Source organism: Sinomonas sp. B1-1 (genome assembly GCF_050474465.1).
Lineage (GTDB): Bacteria > Actinomycetota > Actinomycetes > Actinomycetales > Micrococcaceae > Sinomonas > Sinomonas flava.
The window spans coordinates 120,850-143,496 of the sequence record NZ_JBCHVF010000005.1 but is presented as its reverse complement, the minus strand read 5'-3'; the positions used below and the strand labels follow the sequence as shown (position 1 = coordinate 143,496).

The 22,647-nt window shown below is 71.3% G+C and carries 17 protein-coding genes; 12 read left to right on the top strand and 5 right to left on the bottom strand.

The window, feature by feature from the left end; genetic code table 11:
* Positions 1-281: 281 nt before the first annotated feature.
* Genes ACQ5BE_RS10265 through ACQ5BE_RS10250 form a run of 4 tightly spaced genes read left to right on the top strand, consistent with a single transcriptional unit; the run spans position 282 to position 5,585 of the window.
* Positions 282-1,637, top strand: a complete 1,356-nt coding sequence (locus ACQ5BE_RS10265) for an MFS transporter (RefSeq protein ID WP_430296937.1) — start codon at positions 282-284, stop codon at positions 1,635-1,637.
* 44 nt (positions 1,638-1,681) lie between these two features.
* A complete protein-coding gene (locus tag ACQ5BE_RS10260; RefSeq protein ID WP_430296936.1) occupies positions 1,682-3,070 on the top strand; it encodes a protoporphyrinogen/coproporphyrinogen oxidase in 1,389 nt (462 codons plus the stop codon).
* A 54-nt stretch (positions 3,071-3,124) separates the two neighbouring features.
* Positions 3,125-4,033 carry a 4-hydroxy-tetrahydrodipicolinate synthase gene (gene dapA, locus ACQ5BE_RS10255; protein WP_430296935.1) on the top strand — a complete coding sequence of 303 codons (909 nt, stop codon included), beginning with the start codon at positions 3,125-3,127 and terminating at the stop codon, positions 4,031-4,033.
* A 16-nt stretch (positions 4,034-4,049) separates the two neighbouring features.
* On the top strand, positions 4,050-5,585 hold the full coding sequence (locus ACQ5BE_RS10250; protein ID WP_430296934.1) for an aldehyde dehydrogenase family protein: 1,536 nt from the start codon (positions 4,050-4,052) through the stop codon (positions 5,583-5,585).
* A gap of 21 nt (positions 5,586-5,606) precedes the next feature.
* Here the strand turns inward: ACQ5BE_RS10250 and ACQ5BE_RS10245 are convergent, their stop codons facing one another.
* Both ACQ5BE_RS10245 and ACQ5BE_RS10240 read right to left on the bottom strand, forming a co-directional pair.
* Complete coding sequence (locus ACQ5BE_RS10245) at positions 5,607-6,608, bottom strand: aldo/keto reductase family protein (RefSeq protein WP_430296933.1); 1,002 nt, start codon at positions 6,606-6,608, stop codon at positions 5,607-5,609.
* A gap of 149 nt (positions 6,609-6,757) precedes the next feature.
* Entirely contained in the window at positions 6,758-9,844 is a 3,087-nt protein-coding gene (locus ACQ5BE_RS10240) for a M14 family zinc carboxypeptidase (protein ID WP_430296932.1), read from the bottom strand.
* 202 nt (positions 9,845-10,046) lie between these two features.
* On the opposite strand from ACQ5BE_RS10240, the gene ACQ5BE_RS10235 reads away from it, so the two are divergent.
* Together ACQ5BE_RS10235 and kynA are read left to right on the top strand one after the other, a co-directional pair.
* Entirely contained in the window at positions 10,047-11,120 is a 1,074-nt protein-coding gene (locus ACQ5BE_RS10235) for a hypothetical protein (RefSeq protein WP_430296931.1), read from the top strand.
* An 83-nt stretch (positions 11,121-11,203) separates the two neighbouring features.
* A complete protein-coding gene (kynA, locus tag ACQ5BE_RS10230; RefSeq protein ID WP_430296930.1) occupies positions 11,204-12,052 on the top strand; it encodes a tryptophan 2,3-dioxygenase in 849 nt (282 codons plus the stop codon).
* A gap of 25 nt (positions 12,053-12,077) precedes the next feature.
* On the opposite strand, the gene ACQ5BE_RS10225 is transcribed toward kynA, so the two are convergent.
* On the bottom strand, positions 12,078-12,416 hold the full coding sequence (locus tag ACQ5BE_RS10225; protein ID WP_430296929.1) for a YnfA family protein: 339 nt from the start codon (positions 12,414-12,416) through the stop codon (positions 12,078-12,080).
* A 46-nt stretch (positions 12,417-12,462) separates the two neighbouring features.
* Complete coding sequence (locus tag ACQ5BE_RS10220; RefSeq protein WP_430296928.1) at positions 12,463-13,326, bottom strand: alpha/beta hydrolase family protein; 864 nt, start codon at positions 13,324-13,326, stop codon at positions 12,463-12,465.
* A 133-nt stretch (positions 13,327-13,459) separates the two neighbouring features.
* Between ACQ5BE_RS10220 and ACQ5BE_RS10215 the strand changes: the two genes are divergently transcribed.
* Positions 13,460-16,492, top strand: coding sequence for a glycoside hydrolase family 2 TIM barrel-domain containing protein (locus ACQ5BE_RS10215; RefSeq protein WP_430296927.1), 3,033 nt, complete (start codon positions 13,460-13,462; stop codon positions 16,490-16,492).
* Positions 16,493-16,564: 72 nt separating this feature from the next.
* Entirely contained in the window at positions 16,565-17,896 is a 1,332-nt protein-coding gene (locus ACQ5BE_RS10210; protein ID WP_430296926.1) for an Nramp family divalent metal transporter, read from the top strand.
* A 43-nt stretch (positions 17,897-17,939) separates the two neighbouring features.
* On the opposite strand, the gene ACQ5BE_RS10205 is transcribed toward ACQ5BE_RS10210, so the two are convergent.
* Positions 17,940-18,851, bottom strand: a complete 912-nt coding sequence (locus tag ACQ5BE_RS10205; protein ID WP_430296925.1) for a multidrug DMT transporter permease — start codon at positions 18,849-18,851, stop codon at positions 17,940-17,942.
* 161 nt (positions 18,852-19,012) lie between these two features.
* Here ACQ5BE_RS10205 and ACQ5BE_RS10200 point away from each other — a divergent pair, with 161 nt between their 5' ends.
* From ACQ5BE_RS10200 to ACQ5BE_RS10185, 4 genes are read left to right on the top strand one after another with little or no spacing between them, the layout of a single operon-like run.
* Positions 19,013-19,843: an alpha/beta fold hydrolase gene (locus ACQ5BE_RS10200; protein ID WP_430296924.1), complete on the top strand. Its 831-nt coding sequence runs from the start codon at positions 19,013-19,015 to the stop codon at positions 19,841-19,843.
* The gene (locus ACQ5BE_RS10195; protein ID WP_430296923.1) at positions 19,840-21,087 is read left to right on the top strand and encodes a thiolase family protein; all 1,248 of its coding nucleotides are present in this window, start codon (positions 19,840-19,842) and stop codon (positions 21,085-21,087) included. The genes ACQ5BE_RS10200 and ACQ5BE_RS10195 overlap by 4 nt, the downstream gene beginning before the upstream one ends.
* A 31-nt stretch (positions 21,088-21,118) precedes the next feature.
* A complete protein-coding gene (locus tag ACQ5BE_RS10190) occupies positions 21,119-21,787 on the top strand; it encodes a 3-oxoacid CoA-transferase subunit A (RefSeq protein ID WP_430296922.1) in 669 nt (222 codons plus the stop codon).
* Between the two features lie 4 nt (positions 21,788-21,791).
* Complete coding sequence (locus ACQ5BE_RS10185; RefSeq protein ID WP_430296921.1) at positions 21,792-22,481, top strand: 3-oxoacid CoA-transferase subunit B; 690 nt, start codon at positions 21,792-21,794, stop codon at positions 22,479-22,481.
* Positions 22,482-22,647: the final 166 nt, after the last annotated feature.

Sequence of the window (22,647 nt, the reverse complement as noted above, 5' to 3'; positions counted from 1 at the left end):
CGGCGATTTTTCTGTGTCCGGGCATCCCCGGGGTGCCTGCGAAAAAAGTTGCGTCGCACCCCTTGCTCGATCTTTGATCAAATCCTAGGATGGTGTGCAACGCATCACATGATGCGCACCTGATCACAGCGGCCCCGATCCTCTGCAGCGGGCGGGACCCCGACCCGGACTACCGCACCGGCGGCTGCCGATGACGACAGCGGCCGGCCCGCGACAAGCACCCCTCACCTCCTCTCGAGGGCCCGCCCAGAGCGGTCCACCCACATCCGAAGGGAAACCCCATGTCCCATGTCGTTGACGACGCTCCCCTGTCGTCGTTCCACAAGAAGCTGGCGCTCTACTCCTCCGGCGGACCGTTCCTCGACGGGTACATCCTGAGCATCATCGGCGTCGCGATGATCCAGATCACGCCGCAGTTCGGACTCTCGGCCTCCGAGCAAGGCCTCATCGGCGCGGCGGCCCTCATCGGCATCTTCTTCGGTGCCTTCCTCGGCGGCTGGCTCACGGACAAGTTCGGCCGGCACCTGCTCTTCACCGTCGACCTCATCGCCCTGGTCGCCTGTTCGATCGCCCAGGCATTCGTGGGGGATGCCGTGTGGCTCATCGTGCTTCGCCTGCTGATCGGCTTCGCAGTGGGCGCCGACTACCCGATCGCCACCTCGCTGCTCGCGGAGTTCACCCCGAGCAAGTGGCGCGGCCCGCTCCTGGGCGCCTTCGTCACCATGTGGTTCGTCGGCGCTGCCGTCGCCTACATCGTCGGCCAGTTCCTCCTGACCTTCGCCGACGGCTGGCGCTGGATGCTCGCAAGCGCGGCCATCCCCGGGCTCATCATCGTGCTCCTGCGGATGGGAACTCCCGAATCCCCGCGCTGGCTCGCGAAGATGGGCCGCCATGAAGAGGCCAACGAGGTCCTCGCCAAGGTCTACGGCCCGCACGTCACCCTCGCCGACCTTCCCGAAGAGGGTGGCGCGAACGTCAGCCTCGGCGAGCTCGTGCGCTCCGGCTATGGCAAGCGCATGGCCTTCATCACGATCTTCTGGACCTGCTCCATCGTGCCGCTCTTCGCCGTCTACGCCTTCGGCCCCGCCATCCTCGAGGCCCTCAACCTCAGCGGCGACCTCGCGCACCTCGGCTCGGCCGCGATCACCGTGATGTTCCTGATCGGCTGCCTCGTGGCCGTGTTCCTGGTGAACCGCATGGGCCGCCGGCCGCTCATCATCCACAGCTTCCTCTGGGCCGGACTCGCCCTGCTAGGCCTCGGCCTCTTCCCGAGCGCGGACCCGATGATCATCATGATCCTCTTCGCCGCCTATGCCCTCCTCATCGGCGGGACCCAGATCATGCAGTGGGTCTACCCCAACGAGCTCTTCCCCACCGAGGTGCGCGGATCCGCCGTCGGCCTCGCCTCCTCGCTCAGCCGCATCGGCGCAGCGACCGGCACGTACCTCGTCCCGCTCGCGCTCTCCGGCCTGGGCATCGGCACCACCATGATCATCGCCGCGATCATCACGCTGCTCGGGATGGTCGTCTCGATCGCCTGGGCCCCCGAGACCCGCGGCATGACCCTCGGCCAAGCAGCGGCCCTCGAGACGGCTGCCCCCAAAGGCGCCCGCTCCCGCAACCGCGTCCTGAGCTGACCCTCCTGTCCTCCCACCCAACAACACTCTCGAAGGAACCTGACATGAAAGACGTCGTCATCGTCGGTGGCGGTCTCGCCGGGCTCTCGGCAGCCTGGCGCCTGCGGCACTGGGACACCGTGGTCCTGGAGTCCGAGAACCGCGTCGGCGGCCGCATCCGGTCCGAGCGCCGGGGTGCATACTGGCTCAACTGGGGCGGCCACGTCTTCGCGGGCGAGGGGTCCTCGACCGACGCCCTGCTGAACGAGGTGGGCGTCACGGCCGTCCAGATCCCCGGGTCCCTCCAGGCGCTGTCGATGAACGGGACGTTCATCAAGAAGGGCCACATCGCCACGTACCCCTTCCGCATCCCGATGTCGCTGGCGTCCCGGATCGACACCTTCCGGGCGGGCCTGAAGGTCGTCGCCGGTGTCGCCAAGTACACGGGAGTCGTGCGGAAGCGGTCGGGCGAGTCAGGTGCGCAGCGGCAGCAGCGCATCTACGACTTCGAGAACGAGACCTCGTTCCAGGACTTCGTCGGAGACCTGTCCGAGGACGCGGCCGCGCTGTTCAAGACCACCGTCACCCGCTCCGCCGGGGACATGGACCAGATCTCCGCCGGCGCCGGTATCGGCTACTTCAGCCTCGTCCTCGGCTTCGGCCATGGGCTCAGCCGCGGGATCGTCGGCGGCCCGTCCACGCTGACAGAGTCGATCGCCGCCGCCCTCGGAGACCGGGTCCAGCTCGATGCCACCGTCCAAGAGGTCGTGCACAAGAAGGACTCGGTCGTGGTCCGCTACCACCAGGGAGGGATCAGCCGCGAGGTGGAGGCGCGCGCCGTCGTGCTCGCGACCACCGCGGATGTGTCCAACCGGATCGGGGTGGACCTGCCCGCGGAGCTGCGCGACGCCCTCGGCCAGATCAAGTACGGCCCGCACGTGAGCACGGCCTTCCTCACCGACGAGACCACCGCCCGGCCGTGGGACGACATCTACGCGATCGCCGCCCCGAAGCGCTCCTTCGCGATCGCCCTGAACCAGGCCAGCATCGTCCGCGGCACCGAGTCCGTGCGCAAGCCCGGCGGCAGCTTCATGACCTTCTCGCCGGCCAGCCTCGGCCGGGCGCTGCTGGAGAAGAGCGACGAGGAGGTCATCGCCACCCACCTCGCCGACCTCGACGCCGTGCTGGGACACGGCTTCGCGGACAGCGTCGTGGAGGCCCAGACCGACCGGTGGAAGGTTGCCTCCCCGTACTGCTTCCCCGGGCGGGCCAAGATCCAGTCCACGCTCATGCGCGGCACCGACCGCGTCTTCCTCGCCGGGGACTACCTCGGCACCCTCTATACCGAGAGCTCCATCACCACCGGGTTCTCCGCCGCCCAGGAGGCCGCGAGCCTGCTCGCGACCGAGCGGCAGAGCACCACGCCCCACCTCCGCCTCGCCTCCGGTTCCTGAACTGAACCAAGGCCACCGACCCCCCGAACGCGCTTCCCAAGGAGTACAGCCAGCATGACCACCCAGCTATCCGGCGTCCTCACCGCCCTCTCCACCCCCTTCAACCAGGACGAGACCATCGATGTCGCCACCCTGCGCAAGGTCGTCGACCGCTCGATCGACGCCGGCGTCGGCGGCGTCGTCGCCGCGGGCTCGACCGGCGAGGTCGGCGCCCTGTCCTCCGAGGAGCGACTGCTCCTGATCGAGACGGTCATCGAGCACACGGCCGGGCGCGTCCCGGTCATCGCCCAGACCGGAGCGACCTCGACCGCCGAGGCCATCCGCCTCTCCCAGGCCGCCGAGCAGGCCGGCGCGGACGTGCTCATGCTCATCACCCCGTACTACGAGCCGCTGTCCCTCGAGGAGACGGTCGCGTACATCAAGGACGTCGCCGGCTCGGTCGAGCTGCCCATCATGCTCTACAACATCCCGGCCGTCACCGGGGTGAACCTGGACCCGGCCACCGTGCGCTCCCTGGCTGAGGAGGTGCCGAACATCCGCTACATCAAGGACTCCAGCGCGAACTGGGAGCAGGCCCTCCAGCTCATCCACCACCACAGCGACGTCATCGGCACGTTCATCGGCTGGGACGCCTACCTGTACAGCGCGCTCGCCGAGGGTGCGGCTGGGGTGATGGCCGGCACGGCGAATGTCGTGCCCGAGGAGATCGTCGTCGTCGCCCGCCTCATCGCCGAGGGCGACCTCGTCGGCGCCCGCGAGCAGTGGAACGTCCTCTACCCGGTCATCGACGCGCTCCTGTCCGTGCCGTTCATCCCGTCGGTCAAGGCCGGTCTGGGGCTGAGGGGACTCCCCGCCGGGTCGCCGCGGCGGCCCACGGCAGACCTCGGTGGCGACGAACTCGCGCGCCTCAAGCAGGCTCTGGCCGCGCTCGACGCGTCCCGGTTCCAGACCGCGCACGCCTAGGGGAAAGGACCAGCACATGTCCCTCCAGACCAGCACTACGAACGCCTGCAGCGCCACGACCGGCACGGCGCAGGTCCGCAGGTCCCAGACGGCTGCCGGCCTCGTCGCGGACGCCGAGCTTCCGCCCGGGGAGCACTTCATCGACGGGGCCTTCCGCCCGGGGACCTCCGGGCCGGTCACCGAGGTCATCGACCCCTGCACCGGCGAGCCGGTCGCCTCGGTCGCGGACGGGACGGTGACGGAGGTCGACGCCGCCGTCGCGGCCGCCCTCGCCGCCAAGGAGGCGTGGGGCCGGCTCGTGCCCAAGGAGCGCTCGGAGGTCCTCCACCGGATCGCCGACCGCCTCGCCGAGCACTCCGACCTCCTCGTCCGCCTTGAGTCGGCCAACACTGGCAAGCCGCTCATGGTCTCCGAGGACGACGTCGCGGGCACCATCGACACCTTCCGCTTCATGGCCGGGGCGCTGCGGGCGACGACGTCGATGGCCGCCGGCGAGTACGCGCAGGACCACCTCTCGCTCATCCTGCGCGAGCCGCTGGGCGTCGTGGGGGTCGTGACGCCGTGGAACTACCCGCTGCTCATGGGCGCGTGGAAGATCGCCCCCATCCTGGCCGCGGGGAACACCCTCGTCATCAAGCCCTCCGAGCAGACCCCGCTGACCACGCTCAAGTTCGCCGAGCTGGTCGCGGACCTCCTCCCGGCCGGCGTGTTCAACGTCGTCACGGGGCGCGGGTCCGTCGTCGGGCAGCGCCTCTCGGAGCACCCTGACGTGGACATGATCGCCCTCACCGGATCGGTCAACAGCGGCCGGTCGGTGGCCCGCGGAGCCGCGGAGACACTCAAACGGGTCCACCTCGAGCTCGGCGGCAAGGCCCCGGTCGTGGTGTTCGACGACGCCGACCTCGCCGCCGCTGCCTCCTCGCTGCGGGCCGCGGGGTACTGGAACTCCGGCCAGGAGTGCGGAGCAGCATGCCGGGTCCTCGTCCACGAGTCCGTCGCCGCGGAGTTCACGGAGCTGCTCGTGCGGGAGGTCAGCACGCTCGTCGTCGGCGAGCCCGGCGCAGGGGCCGACGTCGAGATCGGACCCCTGAACTCGAAGGGCCACTACGAGCGGGTCCTGGGCTACCTCGAGCGTGCCCATGCCGAGGGCATCCGCGCCGCGATCGGCGGCGCGGCGCTCGAGGGGCCCGGGTACTTCGTGGCCCCGACCGTGCTCGTGGACGTGCCCGACGGCGCCGAGTGCTCCCGCGAGGAGATCTTCGGCCCCGTGGTCACGGTCGAGACCTTCAGCGACGAGGCCGAGGCGATCGCCCGGGCCAACGAGGTCCCGTTCGGGCTCGCCGCCTCGGTGTGGACCGAGAGCGGGCGACGCAGCCACGACGTCGCGTCACGGATCGACGCCGGCACGGTCTGGGTCAACGCTCACCTCGTGCTCGCCAACGAGGTCCCGTGGGGCGGGTTCAAGGGCTCCGGGTACGGGCGCGACCTCTCCGTCTACGCCCTCGACGACTACTCCCGTACCAAGCACGTCATGCACAGCCGGGGGCGGTGACCCCCGGCCGTTCCGGTCGGGTCAGGCGCGGTGCAGGACGCCCTCCTGGGCGTTGGGCGCCGGCGTCTGGCCCTTGACCGGGACGTCGCCGAGGGCGTCGTCGATCGCCGCGAGCACGTCGTCGCTCAGCTCGACGCCGGAGGCGGCCGCGTTGGCGTGGACCTGCTCGGGCCGCGAGGCGCCCGTGATGGCCGACGCGAGCTCGGTGCGGCGCAGCACCCAGGCCAGCGCCATCGTGGGGAGATCGAGGCCGGCTCCCTCGGCGACCGGGACGAGCCGCTGGACCGCCTCGAGGATCGGGTCCTGGAGGACGCGGTCCTTGAAGGCGTTCATGGCCTCGTTGGCGAAGCGGCTGTCCTCGGGCAGGGCCTGGCCCGGCTTGTACTTGCCCGTGAGGACGCCCTGGGCGAGGGGCGACCACACGATCTGCGAGATCCCGTTGGCCATGCAGAGCGGGAAGACCTCGTCCTCGGGGGCCTGCCAGAGCATGGAGTACTGCGGCTGGGACGAGACGAACAGGCCGGGCCCGGCGATGTCGATTGCGGCCTGGATCTGCTCGGGCCTCCACTCGCTGAAGCCGAGGTAGCGGGCCTTCCCCTGCTCTACGACCTTCTGCAGCGCCTCGACGGTGTCCTCGATCGGCACGCTCGCGTCGAAACGGTGCGCCTGGTAGAGGTCCACGTGGTCGGTCTGAAGGCGGCTGAGCGAGGCGTCGATCTGCTTGGCGATCTGCGCCGGGGAGAGCCCCTGCTCGGCCGGATCGTCGGACATCTGCCCGAAGACCTTCGTGGCCAGGATGTAGGAGTCGCGCGGGTGCTTCGAGAGGATCTCGCCCCAGGCCGTCTCCGCGGCGCCCCGGCCGTAGACGTTGGCCGTGTCGAAGAAGTTGATCCCGGCGTCGAACGCGGCCTCGGTGCAGGCGCGCGTCTGGTCCGCCTCGATGCCGCCCGAGTAGGTCAGCCACGAGCCGAGGGAGATCTCCGAGACCTCGAGGTCAGAACTGCCGAGCGTGCGATAGCGCATGGGTGCTCCTTCTCAGTCATCGCTTTCCCACATGCCTACTCCTGCGCCCGGGGGCTCGGCAAGGGGTTTGCCATGCGAAGGCAGACGACGGGCGACGGCGGCAGGTGAGTGCCGCCGTCGCCCGTCGTCGCGCTGTGCTCAGAGCACCGTCACTTGCGCAGGTAGCCGATGACCTTGCCCATGACGGCGGCCCTCGCCGCCCGCGTGGTCACGCCCTCGAGGCCGAAGCCCATGAGCACGGTGTCCCGGGTCGCGATCGAGTTGCCGACCGGGAAGCCGGCGGCGTCCGTGCGGACCCAGTCGTTGCCGTTCGCGGCGCTCCCGGGAGGCGCGCCGGGAACGGTCCAGCCGTCCATGCCGGTCTCGAAGGAGGTCGAGCCCTGGCCCGTGGAAACCGCGACGTCGTCGACGAAGACGCCCAGCCCCTGCGTCGCCCAGTCGCTCGCGTACGCGATGGCCACCTCGACGTCCTTGCCCGCGTAGGCGGAGAGGTCGACCGACCACTGCTGCCACCCGCCGGAGTTGCCGCTCGCCGCGTTCCACGAGCCGGTCGTGCCGGTCGCCGTGCAGCTGCTCGCGCCGTCCCACGTCTGGTAGTGGGCGAGCTGCGGATGCAGGTCGACCCACCCTGCCGCGCAGCTCTCACCCGTTGCGGTGGACGTGTGGCCGTTGGCGTCGGGGAGGGTCGTCCAGTCGTCCTGGCCTGCCGTGCGCGCCTCGACGAACAGGTGGTCCCAGTCCGCCTCGGTGTCGTACGAGGTCCAGAAGGAGAGCTTCGCGCCTCCTGCCGGGACGGAGACGGTGTTCGCCAGCCGCTTGTAGGAGATGTCGGCGAGCTGCGAGTAGACGTACTGGGTCCCCGTGTGCGGGGCGTACGGTCCGCCCGGCTTGTCCCAGACGGACGCCGGCCAGCTCTCGAACTGCTTGAACTTCTCGACGGGCAGGACGCCGCTCGTCGCGACGTAGGACATGGTGTCGTTCTGGTTCTTGGCGCTCTGCCCGCCGTTCAGGCCCCAGGTCAGGCCTGTGAAGGGAACGTCCTTCCCGAGGACGCCGAACGGCTTGCCTGTCGCATCGAGACCGTCGCGGGCCACCACGTTGTACCCGCCGAACCAGTACTGCAGGACGTCGTTGACGCCGTCCCCGGAACCGCGGAGTGCGAGGCAGCGGCGGGGGTCGACGCCCGCGGGCAGGGGTTCGCACGCAATCTCACCCTTGGGGTCGTACATCTGGGTGCCGACGTTGCCCGTGTACTGGTTGCCGGCGGTGTCCCCGGTATAGGCCACGGCTCCGCCCTCGTTGAGGTAGGCGCGGAACTCGAGCAGCTCGTCGAGGGCGAGCCGGTCCGCGTTCCCGGGCCCCCGGCCCGCGGTGCGCGTGACGATGTCGTCCCCCGTGTACCAGATGGCGGCCTTGTAGTGGCTCAGGACGCCGAGGGCGTCGGGCGCCGTCCGGTTCCGCGCGTCGACGTCGTACACGTCCGCTCCGACGCTGTTGTCCTTGAGTGCGTTGACGTAGTAGTCAAGGTAGTTCGGGCCGGACTTCTGGACCGGCGAGGCGCCGGTGTAGTCCTCGGCCGCGACGATGAGCACCTGGTTGCCGGTCTCCGAGACGGCCTTGTAGGTGAACGAGTCGCTCTTCTGGCCCCCGCCCTCGAACCAGACCTCGACCGAATCGCCCGGGCTCGTCCCGGTCACCGTGCCGCGCACCTGGTGGTAGTAGGTGGCAGCCGGCGCGTAGCGCTCGCCGCCCTGCCACTCGGAGGTCGGCGCCGACTGGACGGCGCCGCCGTTGACCCGCCACTTCGCGGTGACCGCGCCGACGCTCCGCTTCGCGATGACCGCGACCGTCTGCGGGTCCCCATAGGAGTATGCGAAGGTCAGGTCCGCGCCGGGGTTGCCGCGCTTGTAGGGGTCGTCGCTCTTGAGGTAGAAGGGCTTGGTCTGCGTGCCGAGCACCGAGACGGGATTGTCCGGCGTGAGGGCTGACTTCGCCACCGACTCGGCGAACGGCAGGTTCCGCTGGAACTCGGCCTGCACGAGGGCCTCGTCGTCGGGGAACACGAATCCGCAGCCGTCGCAGCCCTCCGAGAGCTCCGGCGTCCACGCGAGCGTTCCCAGTGCCGTGTGGGCGTAGTCGTTCGTCTCGCCGTTCGTGACGTACAGGACGTCCGAGCTCAGCCCGGGGTGGAAGTCCTTGATCGCGGGCTTGTCGAGGTTGCCGGACAGGGCGTAGTAGATCGGGTCGTCCGCCGTGGGGGTCCCGATCTGCCAGCCCTCGCTGTACAGGAGCCACTGCCCGTTGGAGTGGTAGTTGACCTGGAACTTGAACTTGATCCTGTCCAGCAGGCCCTTCATCGCTGCCGTCTCGGGCTCCGAGACGGGCGCCGTGCCCCGGTAGGTCTCGCTCGACGGCAGCCCGGACGAGCCCTCGTCGTCGTACCCCCAGTGGTTCGGGAAGTTCCGGTTGAGGTCCACACCGTCGCCGGAGGTGATCTGCCCGTCGCCGTTGATGTCGCGGGTGTTCTTCCGCCAGAGGCGCTCGTGGTCGAACGTGAACTGGTAGCCGTCAGGGTTGGCCACCGGCACGAACCAGAGCTCCGAGGTCTGCAGGAGCTTCTTCACTTCAGGGTCGTTGGCCTTCCACCCGTCGATGTAGTGGTTCATGATCCGTCGCGTGACCTCGGTGGCAATCCATTCGCGGGCGTGCTGGGTCCCGTTGTAGAGCACCGCTGGCCGGGTGCCGTCGGCCACGCCGGTGGCGCCTTGGGTCAGCTTGATCCCGAGGATGTCCCGGCCCTGGATCGTGGTCCCGATCTTGACGAGCTTGGCGATCTGCGGATACTGCGCGGCGACCTGCACGAGCTCGTCGCGGATGCCGCCGGGCTGGTCCCAGGACCGCCAGACCTTGTAGCCCGCGGCGGCCTGGGCGGCCGCGAACTGCTTGACGGTCTGCCCACCGTTGACCTTCTTCAGCTGGGCATTGATGCCGTGGCCGCGCAGGTAGTCGCTCTCCTGCTGGGTGAGGACGAGGTCCACGTCGACGTCGGTGCTGTCGCCGCCACGGGCCTTTGGCTCCACGTCGTGGCCGAGGCGGACGAGCTCTGCGAGCTGGGCCGGCGTGACGGTGGCCGTGTAGGCATCCAGGTCATCACCCCCCTTCGGGGCTGCGACGGATGCCACCGGCGTCAGGCCGACCAGCAGGGCGGCGACCATTCCGATGACCACAGACAGCACAGACGGACGCTTCACGAGAACCCCCACGGCTCCAGATGCGAATGTGATGCAGGTCACCATTTCACCAGCATGTGGATTAAGGCAAGGTGTCGAGCAGCGTATCGGGGTCCCGGTTCCCGGGCCCATGGCCTCTACTGGCCCCGGACGTCCGAAGGCTACGGTTTGCGCGAGGGGGCAGCTTCCGGAGGGCTTGGTGAGGGGCATGGGCGTTCGGCGGATCCTGCGGCCACGAGGCGCGTTCGCGGGCGCCGCGGTGCTCGTCCTCGTGCTGGGCTCATGCTCCCAGGGCGGCGAAACGCCGTCGTCCTCCTCGTCCGGTGCGGCAGCGAACCCGGCGTGCAGCCTCATCACCCCGGAACGTGCCTCGAAGATCGACCCGGCCCTGACGCAGTACGGGCAGGACAGCCCCCGGCCCTTCGGGCCCAAGGACTACAGCTGCAGCTACTCGAGCATGAAGGACGGCGGACCGAACTTCTTGTCGGTGTCGCTGAACTCGCCCGCGTCGGCCGCGGACATCGAGACGGCCAAGCGGTCCAGCGACTGCTCGCCCGTCGCCGGGATCGGCGACTTCGCGTGCTTCCAGTGGTCCGGCTACTTCCGGGGAGAGGGCAACGGCGCCTCCGCCAACACGATCCTTGTCGCGGTGCGCGGCAAGGAGGTCCTCGACCTCCGCTACCTGTCCCCGCCGCCTGCCCCGCCGGGAGCCACCACGACGGCGCCCCCGCCGGACGGCAGCGCCATTGCGCGAGCGCTCGCCCAGGCGACGGTCGACGCCGGGTGGGGGAACGGGACAGCGCTCAGCGTCCCGTCCGCCCCGCCCGTCGGGCCTCCAACCACCACCGACAGCCCCGTCTGCGCCCTCGTGGGCGCCGACAAGGTCAAGCAGGCCTTCGGTGCGACGACCGACGCGCAGCTCCTGCCGGGTGAGACCAGCTGCCGGTACACGTTCGGCCAGCCCGGCACGCCGGGACCGGACTCGATCGTCTTCTCCCTGCAGCTGGAGAAGGGCGCGGCGTCGTCGACCGCCTTCACATCGCTCCAAGGCGAGAAGGTCTCGGGGGTCGGCGACCGCGCGGCCATCGCCACCGGCACGTTCCCGCGGGCCAAAACGGATCGGCCCGCAGGCGACGAACCCGTCACGACGATCGACCTCATCGTGGTGCGGGGCAAGGACGTCGGCGCCTTCAGCGTCCAGGTCCTCATCTCACCGACCGGGCCGACGCTGGACCATGTCAAGGACCAGCTCATCGGGCTGGCGCGCGGGATCGAGTTCTGACGGCACGCTCTCCCCACGGCTACGATCGTGTGACGGCCCCCACCGGGGCCCGCCAACGCCCTCACGAGAGGCAGGGTGATCCCGTGGCCGACGGCGTGCGCGACTTCGAGCCCACCATCCGCACCGACTTCCACGGTGCCATGACGTACGGCAGGTACCTCGACCTCGAGCGGCTCCTGCACGCCCAGCACCCCGTGAGCGAGCCCGAGCACCACGACGAGATGCTGTTCATCATCCAGCACCAGACGTCCGAGCTGTGGCTCAAGCTCATGCTGCACGAGCTCCGCGAGGCCCGCGCCCGCTTCGCCGTCGACGACCTCGGCATGGCGCTCAAGTGCCTCGCCCGCGTCAAGGCCATCCAGAAGCAGCTCACCGACCAGTGGAGCGTGCTCGCCACGCTGACCCCGCGCGAGTACGCGCAGTTCCGCGGCTCGCTCGGGCACGCCTCCGGCTTCCAGTCGTACCAGTACCGGGCGGTCGAGTTCATCCTCGGCAACAAGGACCGCCGCATGCTCGGCGTCTTCACCTCCGAGCCCGAGGCGCACGCGCTGCTCGAGGCGGTCCTCGCCGAGCCGACGGTGTACGACGAGTTCCTGCGCGCCGTCGCCCGCGCCGGCTACCCCGTCCCGGAAGAGATCCTGGCGCGGGACGTGAGCGAGCACTGGAGCATGCAGCCCGCCCTCGTGCCGGTCTTCCGCCGGATCTACGAATCCGACGACACCCCGTGGGGGCTCTACGAGGCGTGCGAGGCGCTCGTGGACGTCGAGGACAACTTCCAGTTCTGGCGCTTCCGCCACCTGCGCACCGTCCAGCGGACGATCGGCTTCAAGCGGGGCACGGGCGGCTCGTCCGGGGTCGGGTTCCTCCGGCGCGCCCTGGACCTGACGTTCTTCCCCGAGCTCTACGCCGTCCGCACCGAGATCGGGACCTGACCCGGACGAGCGGCAGGCGCTCGCGTCAGGCACCGGTCCGCGGGGCGAACATGATGACCGCGACGCCCGCCAGGCACACGCCCGTCCCGATGACGTCCCAGCGGTCGGGTCGGAAGCCGTCCATCACCATGCCCCACGCCAGGGACCCTGCCACGAACACCCCGCCGTACGCCGCGAGCACGCGGCCGAAGTTCGCGTCCGGCTGGAACGTCGCGATGAATCCGTACATCCCCAGTGCGATCACCCCGAGCCCGGCCCACCACCACGGCTTCCCGTCGCGGACTGACTGCCACACGAGCCATGCGCCGCCGATCTCGGCGAGTGCGGCCAGGGCGAACAGGATGACGGCCTTGAGGATGCTCACGCGCCCATGATGCCAGCGGGGCGCGGCGGGAACGCGCGGGTCAGGCTCAGGCGAGCAGGTCCCCGACCAGCCGCCGGCAGAGCGCGTAGGCCTCATGCCCGGGATCGATGACGGCGAAGTGGTCGCCGGTCGTCTCGTGCAGGACGGCGGGGTCCCCGGCCGCCTGCGCCGCCGTGACGTAGTCGGCCGAGAGGGCGAACGGCACCGCCTCGTCGGCGCGCGAGTGGACCGCGTGGACGGGCACGCCGATCGGCAGCGCGCGCATCGGGTCGGCGAGCCCGAAGGAGAGGGCCATCTCGGGCGAGTCCGCCGAGGCGCCGCCCATGAGGTTCCGCGCCGCGCCGTTGCTGAGCCCGAGCTCTTCCGCCGCGGCGAGGCTCAGCACCCCCGCCTGGCTCACGACGCCGGCGAGCACCACACGCGGTCCCGCACCGGGGGCGCCTTCCGGCAGCCGGTGCCGCCCCGCGGCCCACGCGGCGAGGTGCCCTCCTGCCGAATGCCCCAGGCCGACCACGCGTCCCGCGCCGAGCGCCCGCGAGAGCCGCCCGGCGTCGTCGTCCGCGAGCACGCCGAGACCCGGCACATCGGCGAGGCGGTCGATCCCGGCGGCGACGTCGAGGAACGTCGCCGGCCACCCGCCGTCGCCCGCGGACCGTGCGCCGTCCTCGAGGTCGGTCCCGGCCCGCCGGTACTCGAGGTTCCACGCGGCGAACCCCTGCGCGGCGAGGTCCGCGGCGACGGGCGCGCCGAGCTCGGCCGTGTACCTGTCGCGCCAGTAGCCCCCGTGGACCACGACGACGACGCCGCGCCACCCGCCGTCGGGCGCCCGAGACGTCCCGGGCGCGGGGAGATACAGGTCGCCCCACTGGTCAGGATGCGGGCCGTAGGCAATGCGGACGGGCTGGGTCACACCCGCGACTCTACTGCGCCGGGATGCTGCCGCCGCGCATGCGCCATGGCCCTCCCGCTCGCCTCCCATCCTCGGTAGCGTGGGGCGGGTCCCAGCCCGTCGCCCCGACGTCGCCCCCTCACGGAAGGCCCCCATGCCGGCAGCCCCCTGGATCACGGACATCACTCCCCACCGCGGAGTCCTCCCGCCGCGAGCCCACTTCGACACGGACGCCGTGAGCCTGGCGCTCGACGGCGAGTGGGCCTTCCGCTTCTGGCCCACCGCGGGCGGGGCGCATCCCGGCGGGGGAGCGGAGCCCGGATTCGCCGATCCCGGACTCGACGACGCCGGGTGGGACCGCCTCCGGGTGCCGCACTGCTGGCAGCTCGAGGGAGTCCCCGGCCCGCCGCGCTATTCCGCGCCGGCCTACACGAACGTGCGGTACCCGTTCCCCATCGACCCCCCCGAGGTCCCGGACGAGAACCCCACCGGCGAGTACCGCCGCACCTTCGCGACCCCCGAGGCGCCGGCACCCGGCCGGTGGCTCCTGAGGTTCGAGGGCGTCGACTCGGCCTTCGAGGTCTTCCTCAACGGCCACCGCCTCGGCGAGGCGAAGGGGTCCCGCCTCACCCACGAATTCGACGCGACCGAGCAGCTCGCACCCGCCGGCACCCCGGAGGGAAACACGCTCGCCGTGCGCGTGCACCAGTGGTCGTCCGGCTCCTACCTCGAGGACCAGGACATGTGGTGGCTCTCGGGGATCTTCCGCCCGGTCACCCTGCTGCACCGCCCCGACGGCGGGATCGAGGATCTCTTCGTCCACGCCTCCTACGACGCCGAGACCGGATCGGGCGAGCTCCTCGTCGAGGTTCCCGGCGCGGGGTCCGCGGGCGGCGACTCAGCCGCCGGAGCCGGGCCGGGCGCCGTCGTGCGCATCCCCGAGCTCGGGATCGAGGCGCCCGCGAACCAGCCCATCGCCGTGCCGGCCGTGGAGCCGTGGAGCGCCGAGTCGCCGCGGCTCTACCGCGCCACCGTCTCGGCCGGCCGGGGGCCGGACCCGGTGGAGACGGTCCGGCTCGCGGTCGGCTTCCGCACGATCGCCATCCAGGACGCGACCCTCCTCGCCAACGGGGCCCCCCTCAGGCTCCGCGGCGTGAACCGCCACGAGTGGCACCCCGTCACGGGGCGCACGCTGGACGAGGCCACGATGCGGGCGGACGTCGAGCTCATGAAGCGCCACGGCATCAACGCGGTCCGCACGAGCCACTACCCGCCGGACGCGCGCTTCCTCGCGCTCTGCGACGAGTACGGGCTCTGGGTCCTCGACGAGTGCGACCTCGAGACGCACGGCTTCGAGCGCGTCGGCTGGCGCGGCAACCCCGCAGACGAGCCGGAGTGGCGCGACGCGCTCCTCGACCGGATCCAGCGGACCGTCGAGCGGGACAAGAACAACCCGTGCGTGATCGGCTGGTCGGTCGGCAACGAGTCCGGGCGCGGGAGCAACCTCGCCGCCATGGCGGACTGGGCGCGCGAACGGGACGAGGACCGGTTCATCCACTACGAGGGCGACCCGGACAGCTCCTACGTGGACGTCTACTCCCGCATGTACACCGGGCACGCCGAGACGGAGCTCATCGGCCGCGACGAAGAGGCGCCGGCCCAGGACCGCTCCAACGACTACCACCGCCGCGCCCTCCCGTTCCTCCTGTGCGAGTACGCGCACGCGATGGGCCCCGGGCCTGGCGGCCTGGCCGAGTACGAGGACCTGTTCGAGAACTACCCCCGCCTCGCGGGCGGGTTCGTGTGGGAGTGGATCGACCACGGCATCCTCCAGCGCACCGCTTCGGGCCCGGATTCCGGGGCCGAGTTCTACGCCTACGGGGGCGACTTCGGCGAGGAACTCCACGACGCGAACTACCTCGCGGACGGGCTCCTCTTCCCCGACCGCACCCCCTCGCCCGGCCTCGCCGAGCTCGCCAAGGCCTACGAGCCGGTCCGCCTCGAGCCCTCGGGCGAGTGCGTCGCCGTGCGCTCGCGGCTCGCCCACACGACGACCGGGCACCTCGCCTTCCGCTGGCACCTCGCGGACGACGGCGAGCCCGTCGCCTCGGGCGCGCTGGCCGTTCCCGTCCTCGGCCCCGGCGAGTCCGCGGACATGCCCCTGCCCGCCGAGGTGACGGCCGCGCCGGAGCCACGCGGCGGCGTCGTGCGCGTCCTGACGGTGAGCGCGCACCTGGCGCACGACGCCGCGTGGGCGCCGGCCGGGCACGAGGTCGCCTGGGGGCAGGCGCGGCTCGGGGCCGGGGACGGCGCGGCGGTCAGGCACGGCCCCTCCCGCCCGGCGGGGGACGCCGAGCCGGTGGAGACCGCTGAGGGCTGGGAGCTGGGGCCCGCCGCGTTCGACCCATTCGGAACCCTCGTGCGGCTAGGCGACCTGCCCGTGCGCGGGCCGCGGCTCGACCTGTGGCGCGCGCCGACGGACAACGACGAGCGCGCCGAAGTGGACCCTCCCGCCCAGGCGTGGCGGGCGCTGGGCCTGGACCGGCTCCGCCACCGGGTCCTGTCGGTGACCGCCGAGGACGGGGCGCTGAGCGTGGTCACGCACGTCATGCCGGCCGCGACGGACGTGGGCTACGAGGTCGAGTACCGGTGGCGGGCCGAGGGCGCGGCGGTGCACGTCGACGTCGTCGGGTCGCCGGTGGGGACGTGGTCCGTGCCGGTGCCGCGCCTTGGGGTGCGACTCGCGGTGCCCGCGGGGCTGGACCGCGTCCGGTGGCTTGGCCTCGGCCCGGGGGAGGCCTATCCGGACTGCGCCGCGGGGGTGAGGGAGGGCCGCTGGGAGTCCAGCGTGGCCGGGCTCCAGACCCCGTACCTGCGCCCGCAGGAGAACGGCGCCCGGCGCAGCGTCCGCCGGGCAGAGTTCTCCGGGAGACACGGGGGAGCGGGGCGCCGGCTGACGGTCGCGGGCGGGCCCTTCATGCTCACCGCCCGGCCCTGGACCACGGAGGCGCTCGACGCCGCCGCCCATCCCACTGAGCTCGTTCCGGACCCGGACTGGGTCTGGGTGAACCTCGACGCCGAGCACCACGGCATCGGGACGGCCGCGTGCGGACCCGGGGAGCTCCCGCGGTACAGGCTGCACGCCCAGCGGTTCGCGCTGCCGCTCGCGTTCCACGTGGGGGACTAGCGGCAGGCTGTCGGGGTTTGCCCCTGCCGCCGGTCGGGTAGCGGGCGGAGGTCTGACCTCAGAGGAGGATCTGTGCCCCAGGAAGCACTCGCCGAAGCGCGATCGAAGGAGAGCCGTGTCCGGCGCTATCTCGGCCTGCTAGGGCCCGGGCTCGTGACGGGCGCGGCGGATGACGACGCGTCCGGCGTCGCGACCTACGCCCAGGCCGGCGCGAGCTTCTCGAACGCCATGCTCTGGGCGGCGCCCGTCACGCTGCCGATGATGCTCGCCGTCCAGGAGATCTCCGACAGGACGGCGCTCGCCACGGGGGAGAGCCTCGGGACGCTCATCCGCAGGAAGTTCTCCCGCAAGCCGCGGATCGTGATCGGGATCCTCATCGTCGCGCTCCTCGTCGCCAACACCCTCAACATCGCGGCGGACCTCATGGCTGTCGGCCAGGGCATGCAGCTCCTGGGCGCCGGGCCTGACCAGCTGTGGGCCGCCGTCGCCGGAGTGGGCATCGCGGTCACGCTGATGAGCGGATCCTTCGGTGTGATCGCGCGGATCTTCAAGTGGCTCTGCCTGTCCCTGCTGGCCTACGTCGCGGTCCTGTTCGCCGCGGACGTCGGCTGGACGGACGTCCTGGCGGGCCTGGCGCTGGCGCAGTTCCAGTGGAGCTGGGACTACCTCGAGCTGCTCGTCGGGGTCCTGGGCACCACCATCTCCCCGTACCTCTTCTTCTGGCAGTCGGCCCACCGGGTGGAGGAGATGCGCGCCGAGGAGCTGGGCGGACGGTGGCCGATCGCCCTGCCTGACCGGGACGGTCCCGCCGCCCGGCAGAAGCTCCGGGCAGCGCGCGCCGACGTGTTCACCGGGATGGTCTTCTCGGTGCTCGTGATGTTCGCGATCATGGCCGCGAGCGCCGCGACCCTCGGCAAGGCCGGCGGGGTCGCGATCGCCTCCGCTGCGGACGCCGCCAAGGCCCTCGAACCCGTCGCGGGCCCGGCGGCGCAGGCGCTCTTCGCGATCGGCCTCATCGGCGCCGGCATCCTGGCCATCCCGGTCCTGGCCGGCTCGGCGTCCGTGGGCCTGTCGGGGCTGCTCGGGACCCGGTGGGGCTTCGACCGGAGGCCGCGCAAGGCCAGGGTCTTCTACGGGCTCCTCGGGGTCGGCATCATCGGTGGGGTCATCCTCGCCGTCACCCTCGACGACCCGATGGGGCTCCTCGTCTTCGTGGCCATCATCAACGGCATCGCGGCGGCGCCCTTCCTCATCGTCACGATGCTCGTCTCGGGGGACCGGAAGATCATGGGGGCATACGTCAACGGCAGGGTCGCGGCGACCATCGGCTGGGCCACGGCGGCACTCATGGCGGCGGCCGGCGTCGTCGGCGTGTGGACCACGCTCACGGGGACGGGATCCTGACAGGGAACTCCATCCTCGGTCCTGAGGACTCCATCCTCTGTCTTCAGCCGTGCCCCGCCGGGTGTGACCGGGCCACGAGCCACACTCCCGCGATCGCAGCGGCTCCCGCGAGGAGGAAGCCCGCGAACGCCTCGGGCGGCGCGGCGTCCGCCTCCCCGAGGACGACGATGCCGAGGGTCACGGCCGTCATCGGGTCGACGACGGTGAGCCCGGCGACGACGAGTTCGTCGCTGCCGCCTGCGTGGGCCTTCTGGACGAAGCGGGCCCCGATCACGAGCGCAGCCACCAGTCCCGCCAGGCCGGCGACGGAGAGCCAGGCGAAGTTTCCCTGGTCGATGCGTCCGAAGACCGCCTTGGCGAGCGTCGCCACGAACCCGTAGAGGACTCCGGCGGCGCCTGTGGAGACGATGGCGCTCGGGCGGGTGCGGCTGCGGGCGGAGACCAGGAGCGTGGCGGCGAGGGCGAGCGCCAGGAGGATCAGCGTCGTGCGGAGATGCCGGTCGTCGATCTGCACGTCCTGGGCCGATACCGCGGCCACCGCGACGAAGGCGGCGATCCCGAGGACGCTCAGGAGGATGCCCGCAGTCCTCCGCCGGCCGGGGAGCTGGCGGGAGCTGCGGGCAGTGGCCAGGGCCGTCACGACAAGGGCCGCGGCGCCGATCGGCTGGACCACCATGAGCGGCGAGAACCGGAGGGCCGCGAGCTGCAGGAGGATGGCCGCGCCCAGCATCGCGGTTCCCACGAGCCAGACCGGCCGGCGCACGAGGACGCGCAGCGAGGTCTGCCGGCCGCCGTGCGCTCCCACCCCGCGCCCTTGGCAGATGGTCCCGAGCGCGAGGAACACCGCCCCGACGAGCGCGATCGGGATCCCGAGCCAGTGGGTGGAGGAGAAGACCCTCGCCGCGCCCACCGAAAGGCTGGCTCCTGCGACGCGCGCCGCTTCGAGGGACAGCATCCGCGGAGCCTACCCGCGGAGTCGTCGCGGCAAACACTGCTCGCCGCCAGTGTGTTCGTCTAGCGAACAGTTGTGCATCATACGAACGCATGGCATCCTGAATGGGAGAATCCGGAGAGCCAGCGAACTCTCCAGACGTCATCGAGGGAAGCGAGGAGCGCGTGAGCGTACCGACCATCAAGGCAGTGCGGCTGAGCCCGCGCGAGCAGCTGGGGGAGAAGGAACTCGTGGTGCTCGGGCCGTCGCTCGGGACCTCGACCGCCATGTGGGACGACGCCGCGCGGCTCCTCGGCGACGAGTACGACATCCTCGCCTGGGACCTCCCCGGCCACGGCGCCTCGCCGTCACTCGCGCCCGACGCCGAGCTCAGTGTGGGCGACCTCGCGGACGCCGTGGTGGCCGTGGTCGACTCCATCCAGCCGGGCGCCCGCTTCCACTACGCCGGCGACTCGGTGGGCGGCGCCACGGGTGCCGAGATCGCGCTCCGCCACCCCGACCGGCTCCTGAGCCTCGCCATGGTCTGCTCGTCGCCCCGCTTCAACGGTGCCGAGGCCTACGCCGAGCGTGCCGACGCCGTGGCGCAGCAGGGCACGGCGATCCGCCTCGAGGCCTCTGCCCAGATCTGGTTCGCGCCCGGTTTCCTGGGAGAGCACCCCGCGGAGTCCTCGCGCCTGCTGGACACGCTGCGGGATGCCGACCGCTTCGGCTACGCGGCCGTCTGCCGGGCCATCGCCGCCTACGACGTCCGCGACCGGTTCCCCGAGATCGCGGCCCCCTTCCTCGCCATCGCGGGCGAGCACGACTCCGTCTGCCCCCTCTCCGAGGCGCAGTGGATGGCCGAGCACGCCCAGAACGGCACCGCCGTCGAGGTCCCGGGCGTCGCCCACATCGCTCCGACCGAGGACCCCGCCGCCGTCGCCGACCTCCTGCACTACCACTTCCGCGCCGCCGTCTCGGCCGCCACCCCGAGTTCCGAGGAGAGCAACTCATGACCGACGCCTTCATCTACGACGCGATCCGCACGCCGTTCGGCAAGTTCGGCGGCGCCCTCGCCGGCGTCCGCCCCGACGATCTGGCCGCCCACATGGTCCGCTCGATCGTGGACCGCGCCCCCGGCCTCACCGCGGAGGCATTGGAGGGTACCGACGGCAAGCACAGTGCGGTGGACGAGGTCGTCTTCGGCAACGCCAACGGCGCGGGCGAGGAGAACCGCAACGTGGCCCGCATGGCCACCCTCCTGGCCGGGCTCCCGGTCTCGATCCCCGGCACCACCGTGAACCGCCTGTGCGGGTCCTCGCTCGACGCCGCGATCATCGCCTCCCGCCAGATCCAGGCGGGCGACGCCGACGTCATGCTCGTGGGCGGCGTCGAGTCCATGTCCCGCGCCCCGTGGGTCCTGCCCAAGACCGAGAGGCCATACCCCGCCGGGGACATGACGCTGGCCTCGACCACGCTCGGCTGGCGCCTCGTCAACCCGAACATGCCCACGGAGTGGACCGTCTCCCTCGGCGAGGCGACCGAGCAGCTGCGGGAGCGGCACGCGATCGGCCGTGACCGCCAGGACGAGTTCGCTGCCAACTCCCACAACCTCGCCGACGCGGCGTGGAACGCGGGCTTCTACGACGACCTCGTGGTCCCCGTCCCCGGCACCGACCTCACCCGCGACGAGGGCATCCGCCCCGGCTCCTCGGCTGAGAAGCTCGCGGGGCTCAAGACCGTGTTCCGCAAGGACAACGGCGACTCCTCGGGCACGACAACGGGCGGCACCGTCACGGCGGGCAACGCCTCGCCGCTGTCCGACGGCGCCTCCGCCGTGCTGCTCGGCTCCGAGGCCGCGGCCGGCACGCTCGGCCTCGACCCGATCGCGCGCATCGCCGGCCGCGGGGCCGCCGCGAACGAGCCGCAGTTCTTCGGGTTCGCGCCCGTCGAGGCCGCCAACCGCGCCCTCGCCAAGGCGGGCATCACGTGGGACGACGTGGCCGCCGTCGAGCTCAACGAGGCCTTCGCCGCGCAGTCGCTCGCGTGCGTGGACGCGTGGAAGATCGATCCCGCGATCGTGAACCAGCACGGCGGAGCCATCGCCATGGGCCACCCCCTCGGCGCCTCGGGCGGCCGCATCCTCGGCACCCTCGCGCGCTCGCTGCAGCGCAGCGGCGGGCGCTGGGGCGTCGCCGCGATCTGCATCGGCGTGGGCCAGGGCCTCGCGGTGGTGCTCGAGAACGTGTCCGCGAAGTAACCCCGCACGCATCGAAGGAGAGAGACAGGCAGTGGCACACTCACTGGAATTCAAGGACTCCGTGGCGGAGGCCGTGGCGGGCATCGGGGACGGCTCGACCGTCATGATCGGCGGCTTCGGCAACGCCGGCCAGCCCTTCGAGCTCATCGACGCGCTCCTCGAGTGCGGCGCGAAGGAGCTCACGGTCGTCAACAACAACGCCGGCCAGGCGGACGAGGGCCTCGCGCTGCTCATCAAGGAGGGCCGGGTCAAGAAGATGATCTGCTCGTTCCCGCGCCAGAGCGACTCGTGGCACTTCGACGCGAAGTACCGCGCGGGGGAGATCGAGCTCGAGCTCGTCCCGCAGGGCAACCTCGCCGAGCGCATCCGCGCCGCCGGCGCCGGGATCGGCGGCTTCTTCACCCCGACCGGGTTCGGGACGATGCTCGCCGAGGGCAAGGAGACCCGCTTCCTCGACGGCAAGTGGCAGGTCTTCGAGACCCCGATCCACGCCGACGTCGCCCTCATCAAGGCGCTCAAGGCGGACGGCAAGGGCAACCTCGTCTACCGCAAGACGGCGCGGAACTTCGGCCCGATCATGGCCGCCGCCGCCAAGCAGACCATCGCGCAGGTCTCCGAGATCGTGCCGACCGGCGGCCTCGATCCCGAGAACGTCATCACCCCCGGCATCTACGTCAACACGATCGTGAAGGTGGGCTGAGAGCATGAGCCAGCAGACGACGTCGAACATCACCCAGGCGGTCCCGCAGGCCTCCGACTCGCCCCTCGGCCGCGACGACCTCGCCAAGCTCGTCGCGAAGGACATCGCGCCGGGCTCGTTCGTGAACCTCGGGATCGGCCAGCCGACCCTGGTCTCGAACTACCTGACCGACGAGCAGGACATCACTCTCCACACCGAGAACGGCATGCTCGGCATGGGCCCGGTCGCCACCGGGGACCAGGTCGACCAGGACCTCATCAACGCCGGCAAGATCCCCGTCACGGAGCTGCCGGGGGCGAGCTACTTCCACCACGGCGACTCGTTCGCGATCATGCGCGGCGGCCACCTCGACGTGTGCGTGCTGGGCGCGTTCCAGGTCTCCGCCACCGGCGACCTGGCGAACTGGCACACCGGGGCGCCGGACGCGATCCCCGCCGTCGGTGGGGCGATGGACCTCGCGACCGGCGCGAAGGACGTCTACGTCATGATGACGCTGACGACCAAGGACGGGACGTCCAAGCTCGTCCCCGAGCTGTCCTACCCCGTGACAGGCGTGGGCTGCGTGACCCGCGTGTACACGGACAAGGCCGTCTTCCTCATCACGCCCGACGGCGTCCGCGTCCGCGAGACGTTCGGGATCACCTTCTCGGAGCTCCAGGGCCTCGTCGGGGTGCCGCTGCTCCCGGGGGTGTGACGCAACGGTGGTTGAGCGGAGCGAAGCGGGCGCAACGGTGGTTGAGCGGAGTGAAGCGGAGTCGAAACCGAGGGGCAACGGTGGTTGAGCGGAGCGAAGCGGAGTCGAAACCGGGGCGCAACGGTGGTTGAGCGGAGCGAAGCGGAGTCGAAACCGGGGGTAACGG